15 protein-coding genes are annotated in these 17,895 nt (G+C 59.5%); 8 read left to right on the top strand and 7 right to left on the bottom strand.

The genetic code is table 11. The annotated features are described in order from the left end of the window. The first annotated feature begins 6 nt into the window (after positions 1 to 6). On the top strand, positions 7 to 1,620 hold the full coding sequence (locus R6X40_RS24965; protein ID WP_318417097.1) for a GMC family oxidoreductase: 1,614 nt from the start codon (positions 7 to 9) through the stop codon (positions 1,618 to 1,620). Positions 1,621 to 1,649: 29 nt separating this feature from the next. Next, positions 1,650 to 2,609: an NAD(P)-dependent oxidoreductase gene (locus R6X40_RS24960; RefSeq protein WP_318417095.1), complete on the top strand. Its 960-nt coding sequence runs from the start codon at positions 1,650 to 1,652 to the stop codon at positions 2,607 to 2,609. A gap of 43 nt (positions 2,610 to 2,652) precedes the next feature. Here R6X40_RS24960 and R6X40_RS24955 read toward each other — a convergent pair whose 3' ends face one another. Genes R6X40_RS24955 through R6X40_RS24935 form a run of 5 tightly spaced genes read right to left on the bottom strand, consistent with a single transcriptional unit; the run spans position 2,653 to position 6,907 of the window. Beyond that, entirely contained in the window at positions 2,653 to 3,414 is a 762-nt protein-coding gene (locus R6X40_RS24955) for an ABC transporter ATP-binding protein (protein ID WP_318417094.1), read from the bottom strand. A 2-nt stretch (positions 3,415 to 3,416) separates the two neighbouring features. Beyond that, on the bottom strand, positions 3,417 to 4,481 hold the full coding sequence (locus R6X40_RS24950) for an iron ABC transporter permease (protein ID WP_318417092.1): 1,065 nt from the start codon (positions 4,479 to 4,481) through the stop codon (positions 3,417 to 3,419). Further along, positions 4,481 to 5,188 carry a hypothetical protein gene (locus R6X40_RS24945; RefSeq protein ID WP_318417090.1) on the bottom strand — a complete coding sequence of 236 codons (708 nt, stop codon included), beginning with the start codon at positions 5,186 to 5,188 and terminating at the stop codon, positions 4,481 to 4,483. The genes R6X40_RS24950 and R6X40_RS24945 overlap by 1 nt, the downstream gene beginning before the upstream one ends. Next, on the bottom strand, positions 5,181 to 5,804 hold the full coding sequence (locus R6X40_RS24940; RefSeq protein WP_318417088.1) for a hypothetical protein: 624 nt from the start codon (positions 5,802 to 5,804) through the stop codon (positions 5,181 to 5,183). The genes R6X40_RS24945 and R6X40_RS24940 overlap by 8 nt, the downstream gene beginning before the upstream one ends. A gap of 17 nt (positions 5,805 to 5,821) precedes the next feature. Further along, positions 5,822 to 6,907: an ABC transporter substrate-binding protein gene (locus tag R6X40_RS24935; protein WP_318417086.1), complete on the bottom strand. Its 1,086-nt coding sequence runs from the start codon at positions 6,905 to 6,907 to the stop codon at positions 5,822 to 5,824. Between the two features lie 366 nt (positions 6,908 to 7,273). On the opposite strand from R6X40_RS24935, the gene R6X40_RS24930 reads away from it, so the two are divergent. Continuing rightward, on the top strand, positions 7,274 to 9,376 hold the full coding sequence (locus R6X40_RS24930; RefSeq protein WP_318417084.1) for an FAD-dependent oxidoreductase: 2,103 nt from the start codon (positions 7,274 to 7,276) through the stop codon (positions 9,374 to 9,376). 43 nt (positions 9,377 to 9,419) lie between these two features. Here R6X40_RS24930 and R6X40_RS24925 read toward each other — a convergent pair whose 3' ends face one another. Both R6X40_RS24925 and R6X40_RS24920 read right to left on the bottom strand, forming a co-directional pair. Beyond that, complete coding sequence (locus tag R6X40_RS24925) at positions 9,420 to 10,754, bottom strand: ATP-binding protein (protein ID WP_318417083.1); 1,335 nt, start codon at positions 10,752 to 10,754, stop codon at positions 9,420 to 9,422. After that, on the bottom strand, positions 10,751 to 11,488 hold the full coding sequence (locus R6X40_RS24920) for a response regulator transcription factor (RefSeq protein WP_318417081.1): 738 nt from the start codon (positions 11,486 to 11,488) through the stop codon (positions 10,751 to 10,753). Before R6X40_RS24920 ends, R6X40_RS24925 begins: the two co-directional genes overlap by 4 nt. A 351-nt stretch (positions 11,489 to 11,839) precedes the next feature. On the opposite strand from R6X40_RS24920, the gene R6X40_RS24915 reads away from it, so the two are divergent. The 5 genes from R6X40_RS24915 to R6X40_RS24895 all read left to right on the top strand — a co-directional run bounded on the left by R6X40_RS24915 (position 11,840) and on the right by R6X40_RS24895 (position 17,877). Continuing rightward, the gene (locus tag R6X40_RS24915; RefSeq protein ID WP_318417079.1) at positions 11,840 to 12,574 is read left to right on the top strand and encodes a MipA/OmpV family protein; all 735 of its coding nucleotides are present in this window, start codon (positions 11,840 to 11,842) and stop codon (positions 12,572 to 12,574) included. A 664-nt stretch (positions 12,575 to 13,238) separates the two neighbouring features. After that, complete coding sequence (locus R6X40_RS24910) at positions 13,239 to 14,765, top strand: ABC transporter substrate-binding protein (RefSeq protein ID WP_318417077.1); 1,527 nt, start codon at positions 13,239 to 13,241, stop codon at positions 14,763 to 14,765. 86 nt (positions 14,766 to 14,851) lie between these two features. Beyond that, positions 14,852 to 15,793 (top strand): ABC transporter permease, encoded by a 942-nt coding sequence (locus R6X40_RS24905; protein ID WP_318417076.1) that lies wholly within the window; start codon positions 14,852 to 14,854, stop codon positions 15,791 to 15,793. Then, positions 15,793 to 16,662 (top strand): ABC transporter permease, encoded by an 870-nt coding sequence (locus tag R6X40_RS24900; protein ID WP_318417075.1) that lies wholly within the window; start codon positions 15,793 to 15,795, stop codon positions 16,660 to 16,662. The genes R6X40_RS24905 and R6X40_RS24900 overlap by 1 nt, the downstream gene beginning before the upstream one ends. A 3-nt stretch (positions 16,663 to 16,665) precedes the next feature. Continuing rightward, the gene (locus R6X40_RS24895) at positions 16,666 to 17,877 is read left to right on the top strand and encodes an amidohydrolase/deacetylase family metallohydrolase (protein WP_318417074.1); all 1,212 of its coding nucleotides are present in this window, start codon (positions 16,666 to 16,668) and stop codon (positions 17,875 to 17,877) included. The last annotated feature ends 18 nt before the right edge of the window (positions 17,878 to 17,895 follow it).

Raw genomic sequence — 17,895 nt, 5'->3', positions numbered from 1 at the left:
CCTGTCATGATCTACGACTTTGTCATTATCGGCGCAGGGTCGGCTGGCTGCATCCTTGCAAGCCGCCTGAGCGAGAACGGCCGCTATAGCGTTCTCCTCATCGAGGCGGGCGGCAAGGATTCGTCCTTCTGGTTCAAGATCCCGATCGGCTATGCGAAGAGCTATTACAATCCCAAGGTCAACTGGATGTATTCGACCGAGCCGGAGGCGGAGCTTGACGGGCGGCGTATCTACGTGCCGCGCGGCAAGGTCCAGGGAGGGTCGGGCTCGATCAACGCCATGGTCTTCGTGCGGGGCGCTGCCGATGATTTTGACGACTGGGAAGCGGCCGGGAACCCGGGCTGGGGTGCGGCGGATGTCCTGTCCTTTTTCAAGCGGCTCGAGACCCATGAAAAAGGCGCCTCACACTGGCACGGCGACAAGGGACCCATCCATGTGACGCCGATGCGCGGCATGACCCATCCGGTCACCGACGCCTACCTAAAGGGCTGCGAAGAACTACAGCTGCCATCGACAGCGGATTTCAACGGTGCCTCGATCGAAGGCGCTGGTGTCTACGATATCAACACCCGCAACGGCCTGCGCTCGCATTCCAGTGCCGAATATCTGCGCCCGGCCCTGAAGCGCACCAATCTGTGGATTGAACGCCGCGCCTTTGCACAGCGGCTGGTCTTTGCGCCGGACGGACGCGTAACCGGCGTCGAGGTTCTGCAGGATGGCGTTCGGCGGACATTTTCTGCGCGGCGCGAGGTGATCGTCTCGGCCGGCGCGATCGACACGCCAAAACTGCTGCAGCTCTCAGGGCTTGGCGATGGCGAAGCGCTTGGCGCGAAGGGCATAGAAACCCGTCTTCACCTGCCCGCCGTTGGCGAAAATCTTCAGGATCATCTGGCTGCAAGCTTCTATTATCGCGCCAACAGGCCGACGCTGAACGGTGTGTTCGGCAGTCTGTTCGGGCAGGCGCGGCTCGGTCTGCAATATGTGCTGACCCGCAAGGGACCTTTCGCCATGAGCGTCAATCAGGCGGGTGGGTTCTTTCGCGGCACGCCAGCGGAAACCCGGCCGAACATCCAGCTCTATTTCAATCCGCTATCCTACCGCATTCCCGTCGATGCCAGCGCGTCCATGGTCCCGGAGCCCTATCCGGGTTTTCTGATTGCCTTCAACTCCTGCCGGCCGACGAGCCGCGGCCGGATTGCGCTTGCCTCTGCGAATCCGGGGGAGGCAGCGCTGATCCAGCCCAACTACCTTTCGACCGACCGCGATATCAATGACGTGATCCAGGGCAGCCGGCTGGTGCGCCGGATTGCATCGGCGCCTTCTCTCGCCGCCATCATAGACGCCGAAGTTTCTCCATCGTCATCGGCCGCCAGCGACGAAAGCCTGCTGGATTATTTCCGCGCCAATGCCAGCTCGATCTATCATTTTTGCGGTAGCTGCATGATGGGGCCGAATGCAGCGATATCGGTGGTGGATGCGCGGCTTCGGGTGCATGGGATCGAAGGCCTGCGCATTGTCGATGCCTCGGTCTTTCCCAACGTCACAGCCGGCAACATCAATGCACCGACGATGATGGTCGCGGAAAAAGGTGCTGCGATGATCCTCGAAGACGCGGCTTGAGACCTGACGACCAAGGCCGGACAGCGCAGATGGAAACCGGTTTCCACCTGCATTCCGAGCCCAACCTGAAACGGAGTACGGATATGCGTTACGGCTTCATCGGACTTGGGCATCTCGGCCAGCATCTGGCGGGCAGTCTTGTGCGCGAAGGTTTTTCGCTCACCGTTCACGATCGCGAACGCAGCCTCGCGGAGCCACTGCTTGAGCGTGGAGCACTGTGGGCGAGCAGTCCGCAGGCGCTGGCAAGCGACGTCGACGCCGTCATCACCTGCCTACCCTCGCCGGCCATTTCAGAGGCCGTGCTGACCGGCGCGGATGGAATTTTATCCGGCTTGAAAGCTGGCGGAACGTGGATCGAGATGAGCACGCTCGATCAGAACGACATCGAGCGTCTTGCCGCTGTCGCCGCCGCGCACGGCATCCGCATGCTGGAGGCTCCGGTGACCGGCGGCGTTCATCGCGCGGCGGCCGGGGACATCACCGTCATCGCCGGTGGCGACCGCGACCTGTTCGAAACGCACCGGCCAGCATTGAACGCTATGGGCGGCGAGATCTTTCATGCCGGGCCACTCGGCAAGGCAGCCGTGATCAAGGTCATCACCAACATGCTGGCCTTCATTCATCTTCTGGCAACCGGCGAGGCCCTGATGCTGGCAAAGACGGGCGGCATTGATCTGACCGATGCCTTCAACATCATCAAGGCGAGTTCGGGCAACAGTTTTGTGCACGAGACGGAGGGTCAGGTCATCCTCAACGGCAGTTACAACATCAACTTCACCATGGACCTCGCCTGTAAGGATCTCGGCTTTGCACTGGGTTTCGGCAAGCAGTTCGGGGTGCCGCTCGACCTCGCGTCGCACACGTTGCAAACCTTCATCCGGGCCCGCTCGACCTATGGCGGCGATGCGTGGTCGTCGCAGGTGGTGAAACTGCTCGAGGATGCGGTGGGAACCGATCTGCGCGCGCCGGGCTTTCCGCCGGAATTGTAAGACTGGGCTTTCGTTTACAAGGAAACGGCCGGCATCGCCGCGTTTAATCAGAATTGACCACGCCATAGCTTGCAACGATGTTGGACACCGGCCGGCCATCGTTGGAATAGGTCAGGTGTCTCATCGGAATGCCGTAGAGCTCCGAAAGCCGTTCCTCTGTGCAGACCGCTTGGATACTCCCTTCCTGGCACCGGCCTGCCCCATGCAACAGGACAGCCCGGTCGGCGATTTCCAGCGCATGGGTGGGCTCGTGCGTTGTCATGACAATGGTCAGCCCATTGTCCCTGGAGAGCTTTTTCAACATCGCCAGCATCAGGGCTTGATTGTGAAAATCGAGCGCGGATGCTGGTTCGTCAAGCAGGAGAATTTCTGCTTCAGATGCGAGTGCACGGGCGATCAACGCCAGCTGGCGCTCGCCCCCGGACAGTGTGCCGATGGCCCTCTCGGCAAACGCACTCAATCCGACAAGCTCTATGGCATCCGCCGCAAGCGAGCGATCCTTGGACGTCGGGTTGGAAAACAACCCGACATGGCGAGCCCGTCCCATCAGCACGACATCGCGGACGGAGTAGCTGAAGGGGGTGGCAAATTGTTGCGGTACGTAGCCGACCGCGCCGGCACAGTGGACGGTGCCCGCGGTCGGCGTCGCAAGACCGGCTAGGCACTTGAGCAACGTTGTCTTTCCCCGGCCGTTGCGGCCGAGTAGGACGACTGTCTGCCCTCTATCCAGAGAGAAGGAAAGATCTTCGAACAGGAATGGTGCATTGGCGACATAACGGAACCCGACCGCGTGCGCCTCGATCATTCTTACCATCCTTCGCTCCGTGTCCGGTGCAGAAGCAGCATGAAGACGGGTGCGCCGACGATCGCTGTCAGCACGCCGAGCGGGATTTCGGCCGGGACAAGCGATCTTGCCATTGTGTCGACGAGTAGCATGAAGCTTGCGCCGAGGAGTGCGGCCGCCGGCAAGAGCCGGTTATGGTCCGGCCCGACCAGAACGCGGGCGAAATGCGGAACGACCAGCCCGACCCATCCGATAATGCCGGAATTGGCAACGCTCGCCGCAGTGATGCCGGTCACGCAGCATAGGATGAACCAGCGGCTCGGCTCGACCCTGAGGCCAAGCGCCCTCGCCTCCTCGTCGCCAAGCGACAGGATGTTGATCCGGAAGCGCATCAAAAGCAGCGGAATGGCAAAGAGCGCGACGATCGGCACCATGTAGAGGGCGCGTTCGGGCGTGGCGCTGGCAAACGATCCCATCAGCCAGAAGACGATCGCAGGCAGCGTATCGTTGGGATCGGCAAGATAGGTTGCCAGCGATACCAACGCGGAGAATAGGGCGGAGACGACGATGCCGGACAGGACCAGCATCAGGATCGAGGAGCGGCCCGCTTTCCGGCTTGCCAACACCACGAGCACGAGCGCGCCCAACCCGAAGGCGAACGCCATGGACCAGAGTGCAGCGGCGCCGAGGCCGATCAGGATTGCCAGAACGCCACCAAAGGCGGCGCCTGAGGAAACGCCGATGACATGCGGATCGACCAGCGGATTGCGGAACACGCCCTGAAGGACGGCACCCGAAAGCGCCAGTCCGGCACCGACAAAAGCGCCGATCAGCATGCGCGGCACCCGGACGAGCTCGACGACGCGCCAGACAGAGTCTGCCACCGCAGCGCGCCCGTCACTGAGGCCGAGCCAGCCGCCGACAAGGGTCATCAGATCGGATAGGCCCACGGAATAGCGGCCGATGCTGAGGGCGGCGATGCATGACAGGAACAGCAGAGCAACCAGGGCCGGCATCACCAGCCTTTGGGTTCCGGCAGTCCGGTCAGCCGCATTGAACGAGGCGTTTTCCTTCACGAGCGACGACATCAGCTCGCAACGCCAGAAGCCGTGCCTTTGTCGAGCGCGAGGGCTTCATCCGATCCGATCAGGGCCTGCAGGATGTTGTGGAACAGATTGGGCTGGTGCCGCGGATCGGAACAGAATTGCTCGATATGGTCGCCATTGTGCACGAAGACCTTGCCGCCACCCGGCATCTGCCAGACCCAATCGACCGGTCCCTCATGGATGGAACCGTCGGCGGTCGGCCCGCCGATCAGGCATAGCGCCTGTCCACTTTCCGGGACGTCCGTATAGCCCCGCGCATACTGGCCGAGAATGCCTTCGTGGCGGTGGAAGTTCTCGAAATCCATGCGTCCGAAATAGGCGCCCGGTTCAGCCTGCCGGATCATCCAGTTGGTGAACGGGCGCGGGCTGACGGTCTTGAACGGCGACAGGCACGGAAGCCAGGGCAGGATGATGTGCCCGTTGATCAGAAAATGGCCGCCCGCTGCCAGATAGGCGACCAGCTTCGGTTCGATCGACTTCATGAAAATCTGATCGTGCATTCCCGAGACGAACAGCACATCCACATCGTCGAGCGCGATGTTTTCCAGATCATAGATATCGAGCGGGCTATAGCGCCAATCCTGGGGAACGAGGCCACCCATGCGGTCTATATTGTAGCTTCTGGTGGAGCGGACATAGAGCAGATGCGGCCGCCTCCCACCGCGAAACGTCGCTGCCTGTTCAACCACGTCCCTGTACCTCCGCCTTGAGCCACGGATAGAAGCCGTTGAGAAAACGTGTTGTTGCCGGCATGAAGCGGCGGCCGTGATGGGTATGCGGGTCGATCGTCGAGGCGATCAGCCGCCCACCGCCGGACAAAGGCTGGTCATACATCAGACAGCCCTCGTCATTGTCGAGGTTGAGGATCGGTGTCGTGCCTTCGGCAAAGCGGAATGCGCCAAAGAAATGCCAGCACATGTCGGCCAGCGGGATGGCCTTCGCCATCGAATGACCGGGGTTGGGCTGGTAGGCTTCCATGCGCCCACCAGGCTTCATCCACCATTTCCAGTCTTCCGTCTCGCGCGAAAACCACTGGACGGAGACGACATCAAGCCATTCGTCCATTCGGTTCGGTTCGAAAACGATGAGGAAACCGCCATTGGCGAGATAGTCGTTCAGCTTTCGCGCGTGGGTCTGCAGCAGCGCCTGGTTGGAGAAGTCGGGGACGACGATTGCCTTGAAGCGGCTGAGATCGACGCTATCGAGCGTGCGCAGGTATATCTCTTCGTCGATATAATCCTTGTAGTCCTGATAGCATTGCAGGTGCGCGCCATCGCCGGACGTGATGAAGCCGATATCTTTCACGTCGCCCCCCTTTTCTGTTACTTGGACGTGCCGAATGCCTCGGCGTAACCGGCGCTCTTGCCGTTCCAGTCCATCTGCACGAGCTGGTCGATCTGTGCGGCGGTCAACTGCTTGCCGTAGAGCAGCTGAAAGCCATCGGTAACCGCTGCGCGCATGTCGGTCTTGAAGAGGTCCGGATAGCCGATTTCGGCGAACCACTGGTAGGCAAGCTCGCCGCCCGCAGCCGTTGCGGGGTCGATGGCCGGGGTCTTGTAGACGCGTCCGTTCTTGACGGCATCAAGTGCCCCAAGAACCGGGTGGGCAAGAATGTCGGCCGGCTTGATCGCATCGTTGTAGTAGTTGACGAAGATGATGTCCGGCTTCCATTCGAGCAGCGATTCCGCGCCGACCTTGACCGAGCCTTCGGTGAAGCCTGCTTCGGTGGCAGCATTGGCAAGACCGGAGGCGGCGAAATAAGGCTCTTCCCGGCCGAAGACGACGAATTCATTGTCGTTCATGCTATCGATGAACGCGATGCGGGGCTTGGGCCGTCCGGCCTTTTCGAGAACTGCAGCAATATCGGAGACGGTCTTGTCTTCCCAATCAAGGAAAGCCTTGGCGCGGTCTTCCTTGCCAAGAATCTGGCCCAGCATGGAGACGTAGCCGCGGCGCGTTTCGCGTGATTCCGTGCTGACGGTGGCGACCTTGATGCCGGCATTTTCCATCGGTGCGACCCGTTCGTCGCCCTTGGCCTGCCATTGTACGACAACATCCGGACCGGTCTTCAAAATCTCTTCGACGTTTGGAATGAAGTTCGGGGCCACCAGGTCGGTGCGAATATCAGCGATCTCGGGGAATAGCTGGCCGATCACCCCTCCCATGAGGGCAGCCTTGGCGCGCGGATTGATCGCAGTCAGGCGCTGCGTGCCGCCGTCGAGCGCAATCAACGCTTCCGGGATAGGCAGCGGAAAAATTGCGACGCTATCGACGGGGCGTTTGATGTTGATGTCTTGCCCGCGCGAATCCTTGACGACGATGTCGTCGGCACGTGCCGGGGAAAATGTCAGCGCTGCCAGGCTTGCGAGCAACGGCAGGAGAGAGCGGGAATATGATGGTCCGGTCATGAAGACACCCCTTTAGCGAACATGTCATTCGCATAGTAATCATGACTTAGATAGTCAAGTATTCGTTTTGGGAGAAACGAACGCGATTGATCCTGTGGTTGCCTTCGAGGGGGCGCTGTCAATGCCGTGCGTCGTGCCGGAACCGGCAATGGAGCAAGCTGAATGTCCGCATGATTGGAGATAATACTCAAGGTAAAAATCTGAATAATATCTGGTAATATTAAATAGTTTCAATGCTATAAAGGGTAATTATATGACTGTATAATTTGGCTTGCAAGATGGCTGAAGCCCGCTATCCTGCCACTGACAGGCTGTCTGGCCAAACGTGGCGGCAGCAACAATAGCAGAGTGGACGAGGACCAGCCGATGACGAGAGATCCCCGCTACGACGTGCTCTTCGAACCGGTGAAAATCGGACCTTTGACGGCACGCAACCGCTTCTATCAGGTCCCCCACTGTTCCGGCATGGGTTATCGCTATCCCAATGCCGAGGCCCATATGCGCGGGATCAAGGCGGAAGGCGGCTGGGCTGTCATTTCGACACAGGAGGCCGAAATCCACCCAACCTCGGACCTGACGCCGGCGAACGAGGCCCGGCTGTGGGATGACGACGATATTGGCGCGCTGTCGATGGTTGCCGACAAGATCCACGCGCATGGGAGCCTGGCGGCGATCCAGCTGGTTCACAACGGTCTTCACGTCGCCAACCGCTTCAGCCGCATGATCCCGCTTGCCCCGTCGCATGTCGTCGGTGACGGGCTGGATCCGGTTCAGGCGCGGTCCATGGACAAGTCCGATATCGCCGATATGCGCCGCTGGTACCGCAACGCCGCCATTCGCGCCAAACAGGCCGGCTTCGACATCATCTACATCTATTCCGGCCACGACATGAGTGTGATCCAGCATTTCCTGTCGCGGCGGCACAACCATCGGACGGATGAATATGGCGGCTCGTTCGAGAACCGGCTGCGGCTGTTTAGAGAAATTCTCGGCGATGCACGGGACGTCGTTGGCGACACCTGCGCGCTTGCCGTCCGCCTCGCTGTCGACGAGTTGCTTGGCCCTTCCGGCATCACCTGCGAGGGTGAAGGACGCGACATTATCGAGGCGCTGGCCGAGGTGCCCGACCTCTGGGATGTCAATCTGTCGAACTGGTCGAACGACAGCCAGACATCCAGATTTTCCGAGGAAGGGTTTCAGGAGCCCTATATCCGCTTTGTCAAATCGGTGACCACCAAGCCTGTCGTCGGCGTTGGCCGCTACACCTCGCCGGACAGCATGGCGCGGGTGATCAAGCAAGGCATCATGGATTTCATCGGCGCGGCGCGACCCTCCATCGCCGATCCGTTCCTGCCGGTGAAAATCGAGGAAGGCCGCATCGACGATATCCGCGAGTGCATTGGCTGCAATATCTGCACCTCCGGCGACAACACCTCCGTTCCCATGCGCTGCACGCAGAATCCGACGGTGGGCGAAGAATGGCGCAAGGGCTGGCACCCGGAAAGGATCGCGGCGGCCGAAACTGCGGATGCTGTGCTCATCGTCGGCGGCGGACCGGCAGGGCTTGAGGCAGCGCGTGCGTTGGCGCAACGCGGACTGGATGTAACGGTTGCTGAGGCAGGCCGCGAATGGGGCGGCAGGGTCAGCCGCGAAAGCAGGCTACCGGGGCTCGCAACATGGGCGCGGGTGCGCGACTGGCGGGTCGGGCAATTGAAGACCTACCAGAATGCGCAGATATATCTGCAAAGCCCTCTCAGCGCCGACGATATCCTGCAATATGGCATCCCTCATATTGCCATCGCCACCGGCTCGCATTGGCGCTCGGATGGTGTCGGCCGCACCCACTGTCTGCCGCTGGAGTATCTGCAGGCGGGCGTGACCGTATCCCCGGATGCCTTGCTGACCGATGGAGCGAAGGCTGTCCCGGTGGACGGTCCGGTCGTCATTTTTGACGACGACTGCTTCTACATGGGCAGCGTGCTGGCCGAACTTTTGGCAGCATCCGGCCGGAAAGTGACGTTTGTGACGCCAGAGGCTCAGGTCGCACCCTGGAGCAACCATACATTGGAACAGGCCCGGATCCAGCGGCGGCTGATCGATCTGGATGTGACGATCATCACTGCCCACTGTCTTGCCGGCCGCACGGCCGAAAGCGTTGAACTGGCCTGCATCTATAGTGGAAAAACCCGCTGGATCGATTGTGCCACGCTTGTCCCGGTCACGGCCCGTCTTCCCGATGAAAGCCTCTGGCTGGAGATGATTGCTCGCCGCAACGAATGGGCAGATGCGGGGATACAATCCGTGACCCGCATCGGCGACTGTCTGGCGCCCGGATTGATCGCGGCAGCAAATTATTCGGGCCATCAATATGCGCGGGAGTTTGGAACGACGCCGTCAAGAGATGCAGCGCCGTTCATGCGCGAGGACATTGCAATGATCCGGTCAACCGCCAGGGCAGCCGGTCGTTAAAGAGTACGCCGCCGTTTTAAACCATGCGCGCAGACAGGCGTCGTCACACCGCCAAAAGAAGGGTTTTTGGAGTGAGTATCTTGACGGTCAGGCCTGTGGGCCTGGCATCGGACAGCTCCAACAGACCGTGATGGGCCTGAACGATATCGGCGACGATGGAGAGACCAAGCCCGAAGCCTGCCTTCCCTTCCACCCGGGCGTGGTCCACCTTGAAAAAGGGTTCCAATACCCGCACTCGCAGTTCGCTGGGGATACCCGGACCATCGTCCGACACGGTAATTTCATAGTCCGCTTTTGTTTCCGTCAGGCGAACCGTGACGTGGTCAGCGAACTTGACGCCGTTGTCGCAGAGATTGGTGATTGCGCGCATGATCGCCAGCGGCTTGCAAAGAGCGATCATTCTATCCGGTCCGGTATAGCGGACCTGGAAGCCAATATCGGTAAACTCGGCGCAAACGGTTTGCAGGATGCTGACGATATCGGCCTTTTGCATCGGTTCAATCGCATAGTCGTCCTTGATATAATTCAGGCTTTCGGCGAGCAGGCGATCAATGCGAACCACATCCGCCAGCAACGCCTCGCGCAGTGGCCCTTCTTCGAGGCGTTCGGCGCGCAGACGCAACCGAGTGAGAGGGGTCCTCAGATCATGACCAATTCCCCGCAACATGCGCGTTCGCGATTCGACCATCACCCGGATGCGGCTTCGCATACCGTTGAGTGCCCGCGAAAGCGCCACGATTTCGACAGAACCGTGCTCACTAAAAATCTGGGAACTATTTGCAATGTCGGCCTCGTTGGCGGCCTGGGAAATCCGCTTGATCGGCTCGGTAATTGTCTTGATGGCAAAGAGGAAGAAGAACAGCACCAGCACGACGATGGCAACGATGTAGTAGGATCCCTGGCTGACGGTCGCGCTGGTCAGAATGGCGTCCGGAATGCCGCTGAGAACGAGAAGCGTGGTCTCGTCGACTTTTAATGCGAGGACCCTCTCGCCGTTGAGAAATGTACGCCAACCTCCAATGGGCTGCGTTACGCCATCGGTTGGGAATAGCCATTCGACGATGGATGCAGCAACGCCGCCGACCTCGGGCGATTCCGTAAAACGTTCGCTGACCGAAGCCGGCTCAAGCGAGAGTTTCCAGCCTGCCCGGCCGGCGTTGGCAAGGATGGCATTCCGCTCCTGCGGATTGGAGAATCTCAAAAGCTGCGCAATGGTATCGACCCGCTCGGTGATGGTTTCCATGTTCGGTGCGCCGGCGTCGCTTCTTGCCCAGCGCTCCAATGCACGCCCCGCGACAATCACCGTTAGCAAGGCCGCAATGATGATGAAGGTAATTTGGCCGCGGATGGTGCCGGGGAAGAAACGGTTCAACCTCATATCTCTTCGACCGCTGCCGTGAAAATATAGCCGCCGAGCCGGACTGTTTTGACGAGTACGGGGTCGCGCGCATCCACCTCGATCTTTTGCCGGAGGCGGCTGATGTGAACATCGATGCTGCGTTCGATTGGTCCGGCAAGCCCAGCATGTGTTACCCCGAGCAATTGTTCTCGCGTCAAGACGCGGCCTGGGTTCCGGCAGAATGCCAGCAGCAGATCGAATTCGTGCGTTGTCATCGCCACGCGGGCGTCGCTGGGATTATGCACTTGCCGCCGCAATGGATCGAGACGCCAGCCATCGAAGCGCAGCAGTCTTTGCCGGGGACCATTCAGCGGCGGCAGCGCCGAGCGCCGGAGAAGGCCGCGGATGCGGGCGATCAGTTCGCGCAGGTTGAAAGGCTTGGTGACGTAGTCGTCGGCACCGATCTCAAGGCCGACGATGCGGTCGATTTCACCATCGGCCGCCGTCAGCATGAGAATGGGAATGTTCGTGGTGACGCGCAGGCGGCGGCACAGGCTCAAGCCGGTTTCCCCCGGCAGCATGACATCCAGAATGACCAGATCGAAGTTTGTGGCCCGCATCCGGGCATCCATCGCCACTCCATCTGCGGCGATCTCGGCTACCATGCCGCTTTCGTTCAGACTATCCCGCAGCATTCCCGCGATCTGGGCATCGTCCTCGACGATCAGAATTCGGGATGTGTCCGGCAAAACTCGACTTCTCTCCCCGTGCATCCTGCCCCGCTCTCTTTGACCGATCGATTGAACTAGCATGGCTGTCCCGGTTTTTGACCTGTGCGAATGTTAAGATTTGTTGCGGGATCGCGCCGATGCCGGGCGGCGTGAAACATGCCGCAACATTATCCAACATTGCAGCCATTTCCAGCGTGGCAAAAGAAGACAGCGAAAACCGCTGCTTCGGCGCTGACCTATTCGCATGGGCCGAAGGTAGGAACCGGAGATTTCATGCCTTACGACCTTCTCTTGACGTCCAGGCTCCATGGCCTGCTCCCGATAGCTCTTCTATCGGCGCTGATCACACCGGCATCCGGATATGCCGGAGACCTCCCGGTTGGCGGTGACACCATGGCGGCGGCCACACCCATTCCAGACCGCTTCGGACCAATCGTTCAAAAGCTCCATGACTGGGAGGTGGTTATCGGTGCCGGCGTCATGTACCAGCCGAAATACGAAGGAAGCAGCGAAATGGAAATTTCGCCGCTCCCTTTCGTCTCGGCGACACTTTTCGACCGGTTAACCATCGATCCATCTGGCATCGGGTTGAAGGCCTATGAACAGGGACCCTTTGAGCTGGGTGTCAATGTCGGCTACGATTTGGGCCGTTCAGAGGATGACTCGGACGATCTGCGCGGTCTCGGTGATATCGATGCTGCGGCCACGATTGGCGGTAAGGCCAGCCTGAACTACGGCCCCGCCACCTTCTTCATTTCGGTCGACAAGATGATCGGCGGAAGCGATGGCCTTGTTGGTAAAGCTGGTGTCGAAATCACGCAACCCGTCACTGAAACCATCATTCTTGGCGCCGGGGCATCCGCGACGTTTGCGGACAAGAGTTATATGGAGGCTTATTTCGGTATCGACGCAGGTCAGGCCGCCGGCTCGGGCTACAGGACCTACAAAGCCGGTGCCGGGGTAAAGAGTATCGATCTTTCAGTCTCTGCGACGTATCTTATCAACGACAACTGGACACTGCGCGGTGAGCAGAAGCTGGGCGTCCTCCTTGGCGACGCCGCTGACAGCCCCGTCGTCAAGCAAACCCTCCAGCCCTCAAGTTTGTTGGTTCTCGGCTATCGGTTTTAAGCGGGTTTAGTCACGGCATCTCAGTGCCTCCGGTCAGCGTGCCGTGGGTCCGCTATCACCGTGGACGATGTTTTTGTCGTTTGCGGCACTCGGCTGGTTGGGGCGAGGCGGGATCAGCTGCCCGACCGACCTGCCACAATTCCATTCCCAAACCACGTGAAAGCCAGATCGGCGCGTCGTTTTGCGTTGGCAAGCGGCTTGCCATCGCTGGTCACAGAATGCGTAATTTCCGGTTGTGCCAAACAACCTACCTTTCCCCCCGAAGTGTTTGGCGGCAACGCGTTGGGATTGGGAAAAGAGCCTTCGATTCTTATCGTGTAACGGAAAGTTGCGGGCAAAGGTGCAGCTTTACCGTAAAGGCCAGTCGCCGTGGCGGGCTATAAACTATGAGTATCCGTCCGAACGATTTATTCTCCGGGGTTGTGTTGCAAGGCGTTATTTCGAGGGCCAGAACCCGCACGAAGCCCAGTATCCCCGGCAGGCGCCGTTCATCCGATGTTTTCTAGCCGACACTCGCCTGCGATCAGTGCCGGCAAGGCAGAATGCCGGTCGGCTCGATGGTCATCCCTCGCCGCTACATTTTCCTATTGACAGAAACTGAGTGCCCATTATTCTGTTATAAGAATACATATAACATAATAATGGAACAAATGGGAGCTCCAGCATGAAAACGATCACCGCGCTATTACTCGGAACGGCACTGACAGTCCTTCCTTCCAGCCTGTTTGCACAGGAGAAGGGCGGCATCGTCAACGTCGCCACGATCGGGGAGCCGCCAACGCTCGACCCCATGTCATCAACGGCCGATCTCGTCGGCATCGTCACACAGCACATTTTCGAGACGCTCTACACGTTCGACAAGAACTGGAAAGTCACTCCGCTTCTGGCCGAAAGCCTGCCTGAGATCAGCGCCGATGGCAAAACATATACGATCAAGCTGCGCACCGGCATCAAGTTTCACGACAATACAGACATGACATCCGACGATGTCGTCGCCTCGCTTCAGCGCTGGGAGAAGATTGCATCGCGCGGCAAGCAGGCAGCAGGCTTCATCACCTCCATTGAGGCGGTCGATCCGGCAACCGTCAAGATCAACTTGACGCAGCCCTATGCACCGCTGGCCTCGCTGCTCGCGTTCAACAATTCCGCTGCCATCATCATTCCGTCTGAAAAGCAGGATGATGTGATGAAGGACTTCATCGGTACCGGTCCTTACATGCTGAAAGAGCGCAAGGCCGACCAGTATATCCAGCTGACCCGGTTTGATGGTTACAAGTCGCGCGACGGCGAGAGCGATGGTTATGGCGGCGCCCGCCATCAGTATCTCGATGAAATCCGCTTCGTGCCGGTTCCGGATCCGAACACACGCGTCGAAGCGGCGGTCTCCGGCCAGTATGACTACGTGGATTCCATCCCGGTCGAATCTTTCGATAAAATCAAGGCTTCGACTGCGACGCAGCCAATGATGCTGAAGCCGTTCGGTTATCCTGTCTTCGTCTTCAATACGGCTGAAGGTGTGAGCAAGAACGTCGCTGTACGCAAGGCTATCCGCCAGGCGCTGAGCATGGAAGACATGATGGCGGCCGCATTCGGCAGCCCGGATTTCTTCTCGCTTGACGGTGCAATCTATCCGGAGGCCTATTCTTGGCATACCGAAGCGGGCACAGACGGCGCCTATAATGTTGCGGATCCGGAAGGAGCTGCGACGGCGTTGAAGGCGGCCGGTTACAATGGCGAGCCACTGCGGATTTTGACCAGCCGCCAGTATGAGTTTCACTACAAGATGGCGCAGGTTGCTGCGGAATATCTGAAGCTTGCGGGCTTTACCGTCGATATGCAGGTTGTTGATTGGGCAACGCTGACCCAGCGCCGCGCCGATCCGAAGCTGTGGGACATCTACATCACCCATAGCCCCTTCCTGCCGGAACCGGCTCTGATCGGTTCGCTCTCGACCAGCTCGCCGGGCTGGTGGGATACGCCTGCCCGCAAGGCGGTAGTGGACGCCTTCACGGCGGAAGTCGATCCCGACAAGCGCGTTGCGCTGTTCGCTGATGTCCAGAAGGCAATCTATGACGATGTCGCCTTCATGAAGATCGGCAACTTCAATGCGGTCGCCGCCAAGTCGACCAAGCTCGAAGGTGTCGATCCGGCTCCGTGGCCGTATTTCTGGAACGCATCGATCGCGAAATGATCGTTCGGTAATCGAAGACACCGGCTCATCAGGGCCGGTGTCCGTTCCGGACCTGCGGGCTCCCGGGGCATAAGGATCAGGCTTTCATGATACGGTACATTTTCCAGCGCCTCTTCGGCATGATCGTCGTGATGTTTCTCGTCGTCACGATCGTCTTCGTGATCGTGCGTGTTACGCCCGGCGATCCGGCTGCGGTCATGCTCGGGCCGGACGCCACGGCCCAGGATATCGCGGATTTGCGCACACAGCTCGGCCTCGACCGTTCGCTCGGCGTTCAATACCTCTATTATATGGGGCAGTTGCTGAAGGGGGATCTCGGTCAGTCGATCTTCCTCAATATGCCCGTGACTTCGGCCCTGCTCGACCGGGCTGAACCAACCTTTTTCCTGACGCTGTTCTCGCTGCTGATCGCCAGCGCCATCGCTCTGCCGATCGGCATCTACGCAGCCTACCGCCGTGGTTCGATTTTCGACCAGGCAGCGACGGCGCTGGCGATGCTGGCAGCCAGTATTCCGAGCTTCTGGCTGGGCCTCATCATGATGCAGGTCTTTGCCGTCCGTTTCGATCTGTTTCCGGTATCCGGTTATGGCGGACCGGGGTCGACCTTTACGGAGCGGATGTATCATCTGGTATTACCCGCCTTTGCACTCGGGATCGTCTCTTCGGCGCTGGTGCTGCGATTTACCCGTGCGTCGATGCTCGACGTTCTCGGCGATGACTATATCCGGACTGCCCGTGCCAAGGGCCTGATCGAGCGCCGTGTCATCCTCAAGCATGCCTTGAAGAACGCGCTGATCCCGATCCTCACCGTCATCGGCCTGACGGCAGCGGTTCTTGTCTCCGGAGCGGTAGTGACCGAAACCGTGTTCGGTTTGCCGGGCATCGGCAATCTGGTGGTATCTGCCGTGCTTAGGCGCGATTATCCGGTCATTCAGGGGGCATTGCTGGTCATCGCTGCGCTCTACGTCCTGATCAATTTTGCAATCGACATGCTCTATCTGCTGGTCGATCCGAGGGTGCGTTACTGATGACAGCAATCGTCTCCAAACCGGCGCTCAGCGAGCGCAGCAAGTTCATCCAGCGGCTTTTGAAGCGCAAGACGGTGGCATTCGGGCTGATTGTTCTGACGGTCTTTGTGCTTTTGGCAATTTTCGCACCGCTGATCGCACCCTATTCGCCGTCGAAACTGTCGATCATCAACCGGTTGAAGCCGCCGAGTGGCACCTTCATCTTTGGCACGGATGAGTTTGGCCGCGACGTGTTTTCGCGGACGATCTATTCGGCGCGGCTGTCCTTGCTGGTCGGCGCTGCCGTGGTGACGCTGTCTGCTGTTATCGGTGTGACGCTCGGGCTGATTGCCGGGTTCTTCAAGCAGTTCGATGCACCGATTGCCCGGTTGATCGACGCGATGATGGCTTTTCCGGACATCCTTCTCGCCATCGCATTGGTGGCCGCACTCGGGCCATCGCTGACCACCGTCATCATCGCGCTCAGTATCGTCTATGCGCCGCGCCTCGCGCGTATCGTCCGCGCGTCCACGCTTGTGATCCGCGAGCTGCCTTATATCGAGGCGTCCCGTGCGCTGGGTATTTCAACCCGGCATATCATGACCCGGCATGTGCTGCGCAACCTCCTGTCGCCCATCCTCGTGCAGGGCACGTTCCTCTTTGCCAGCGCCATGCTGGCGGAAGCAGGCCTGTCGTTCCTCGGCCTCGGGGTCAGCCCGGAAATCCCCACCTGGGGCACGATGATCTCAGCCGGACGCCAATATATCGGCCAGGCCGACTGGATGACGCTGTTTCCGGGATTTGCCATCATTCTCTCCGTGCTGTCGCTGCAGATGGTTGGCGACGGACTGCGCGATCTTCTCGATCCAAGACTTCGAAAGGACTTATGAATCATGTCTTCCGGATATGAGGCGAAGGGGCCTGTGCTTCTCGCCAACGTCAAACCCATGGCTTTCGGTGCCGGTACGCCCAACGGCCTGATCGATATCCTCATCAATGCGGATGGCCGCATTGCCGAAACCGGCCCGTCGCTCGCGGTATCTGGCGATGTCAAGCGCATCGATGGCAAGGGTGCGTGGATCTCGCCCGGCTGGATCGATCTGCATGTGCACATCTGGCACGGCGGCACGGATATTTCGCTGCGCCCATCCGAATGTGGCGCCGAACGTGGCGTCACGACGATGGTCGATGCGGGGTCTGCCGGTGAAGCCAATTTCCATGGTTTCCGTGAATATATTATCGAGCCATCCCGCGAACGCATCAAGGCGTTCATCAATCTCGGTTCCATCGGTCTCGTCGCCTGCAATCGCGTGGCGGAACTGAGGAGCATTCAGGATATCAACCTCGACCGGATTCTGGAGGTCTATGCCGAAAACAGCGAGCATATCGTCGGCATCAAGGTGCGGGCGAGCCATGTCATTACCGGCTCCTGGGGTGTGACACCGGTCAAGCTTGGCAAGAAGATCGCCAAGATTCTCAAGATCCCGATGATGGTGCATGTCGGCGAACCGCCGGCGCTGTATGACGAGGTTCTGGAAATCCTCGGCCCCGGCGATATCGTTACCCATTGCTTCAACGGCAAGGCCGGTTCGAGCATCATGGAAGACGAGGATCTGTTTGATCTGGCCGAGCGGTGTGCCGGCGACGGTATCCGGCTGGATATCGGTCATGGCGGCGCATCCTTCTCGTTCAAGGTCGCGGAAGCGGCGATCAAGCGCGGCCTTCTGCCGTTCTCGATCTCGACCGATCTGCACAATCACTCGATGAATTTCCCGGTCTGGGATCTGGCCACGACCATGTCGAAACTGCTGGTGGTCGGCATGCCGTTCGACAAGGTGGTGGAAGCGGTCACGCAGGCACCGGCCTCCGTCATCAAGCTGTCGATGGAAAACCGTCTCGCCGTTGGTGAGCGTGCCGACTTCACCATCTTCGATCTCGTCGATTCCGATATCGAGGCGACGGATTCGAATGGCGACGTCTCGGTTCTCAACCGCATCTTCGAGCCGCGCTATGCCGTCATTGGTGCCGAGGCGATTTCCGCCAGCCGCTACATTCCCCGCGCCCGTAAGCTCGTGCGCCACAGCCATGGCTATTCCTACCGGTAACCGGCCATTTTCAGTCTT

The organism is Rhizobium sp. PL01 (assembly GCF_033447125.1).
In the GTDB taxonomy this organism is placed as follows: Bacteria; Pseudomonadota; Alphaproteobacteria; order Rhizobiales; family Rhizobiaceae; genus Pararhizobium.
The sequence above is the reverse complement of the archived record's forward strand: the minus strand, read 5'-3'. Positions and strand labels throughout refer to the sequence as shown.

Excerpts from the sequence above, each read along its gene's own strand:
- R6X40_RS24965 (WP_318417097.1), top strand. The coding sequence starts at position 7 with ATGATCTACGACTTTGTCATTATCGGCGCAGGGTCGGCTGGCTGCATC.
- R6X40_RS24960 (WP_318417095.1), top strand. The coding sequence starts at position 1,650 with ATGGAAACCGGTTTCCACCTGCATTCCGAGCCCAACCTGAAACGGAGT.
- R6X40_RS24955 (WP_318417094.1), bottom strand. The coding sequence starts at position 3,414 with ATGATCGAGGCGCACGCGGTCGGGTTCCGTTATGTCGCCAATGCACCA.
- R6X40_RS24950 (WP_318417092.1), bottom strand. The coding sequence starts at position 4,481 with ATGTCGTCGCTCGTGAAGGAAAACGCCTCGTTCAATGCGGCTGACCGG.
- R6X40_RS24935 (WP_318417086.1), bottom strand. The coding sequence starts at position 6,907 with ATGACCGGACCATCATATTCCCGCTCTCTCCTGCCGTTGCTCGCAAGC.
- R6X40_RS24930 (WP_318417084.1), top strand. The coding sequence starts at position 7,274 with ATGACGAGAGATCCCCGCTACGACGTGCTCTTCGAACCGGTGAAAATC.
- R6X40_RS24925 (WP_318417083.1), bottom strand. The coding sequence starts at position 10,754 with ATGAGGTTGAACCGTTTCTTCCCCGGCACCATCCGCGGCCAAATTACC.
- R6X40_RS24920 (WP_318417081.1), bottom strand. The coding sequence starts at position 11,488 with ATGCACGGGGAGAGAAGTCGAGTTTTGCCGGACACATCCCGAATTCTG.
- R6X40_RS24915 (WP_318417079.1), top strand. The coding sequence starts at position 11,840 with ATGGCGGCGGCCACACCCATTCCAGACCGCTTCGGACCAATCGTTCAA.
- R6X40_RS24910 (WP_318417077.1), top strand. The coding sequence starts at position 13,239 with ATGAAAACGATCACCGCGCTATTACTCGGAACGGCACTGACAGTCCTT.
- R6X40_RS24905 (WP_318417076.1), top strand. The coding sequence starts at position 14,852 with ATGATACGGTACATTTTCCAGCGCCTCTTCGGCATGATCGTCGTGATG.
- R6X40_RS24900 (WP_318417075.1), top strand. The coding sequence starts at position 15,793 with ATGACAGCAATCGTCTCCAAACCGGCGCTCAGCGAGCGCAGCAAGTTC.
- R6X40_RS24895 (WP_318417074.1), top strand. The coding sequence starts at position 16,666 with ATGTCTTCCGGATATGAGGCGAAGGGGCCTGTGCTTCTCGCCAACGTC.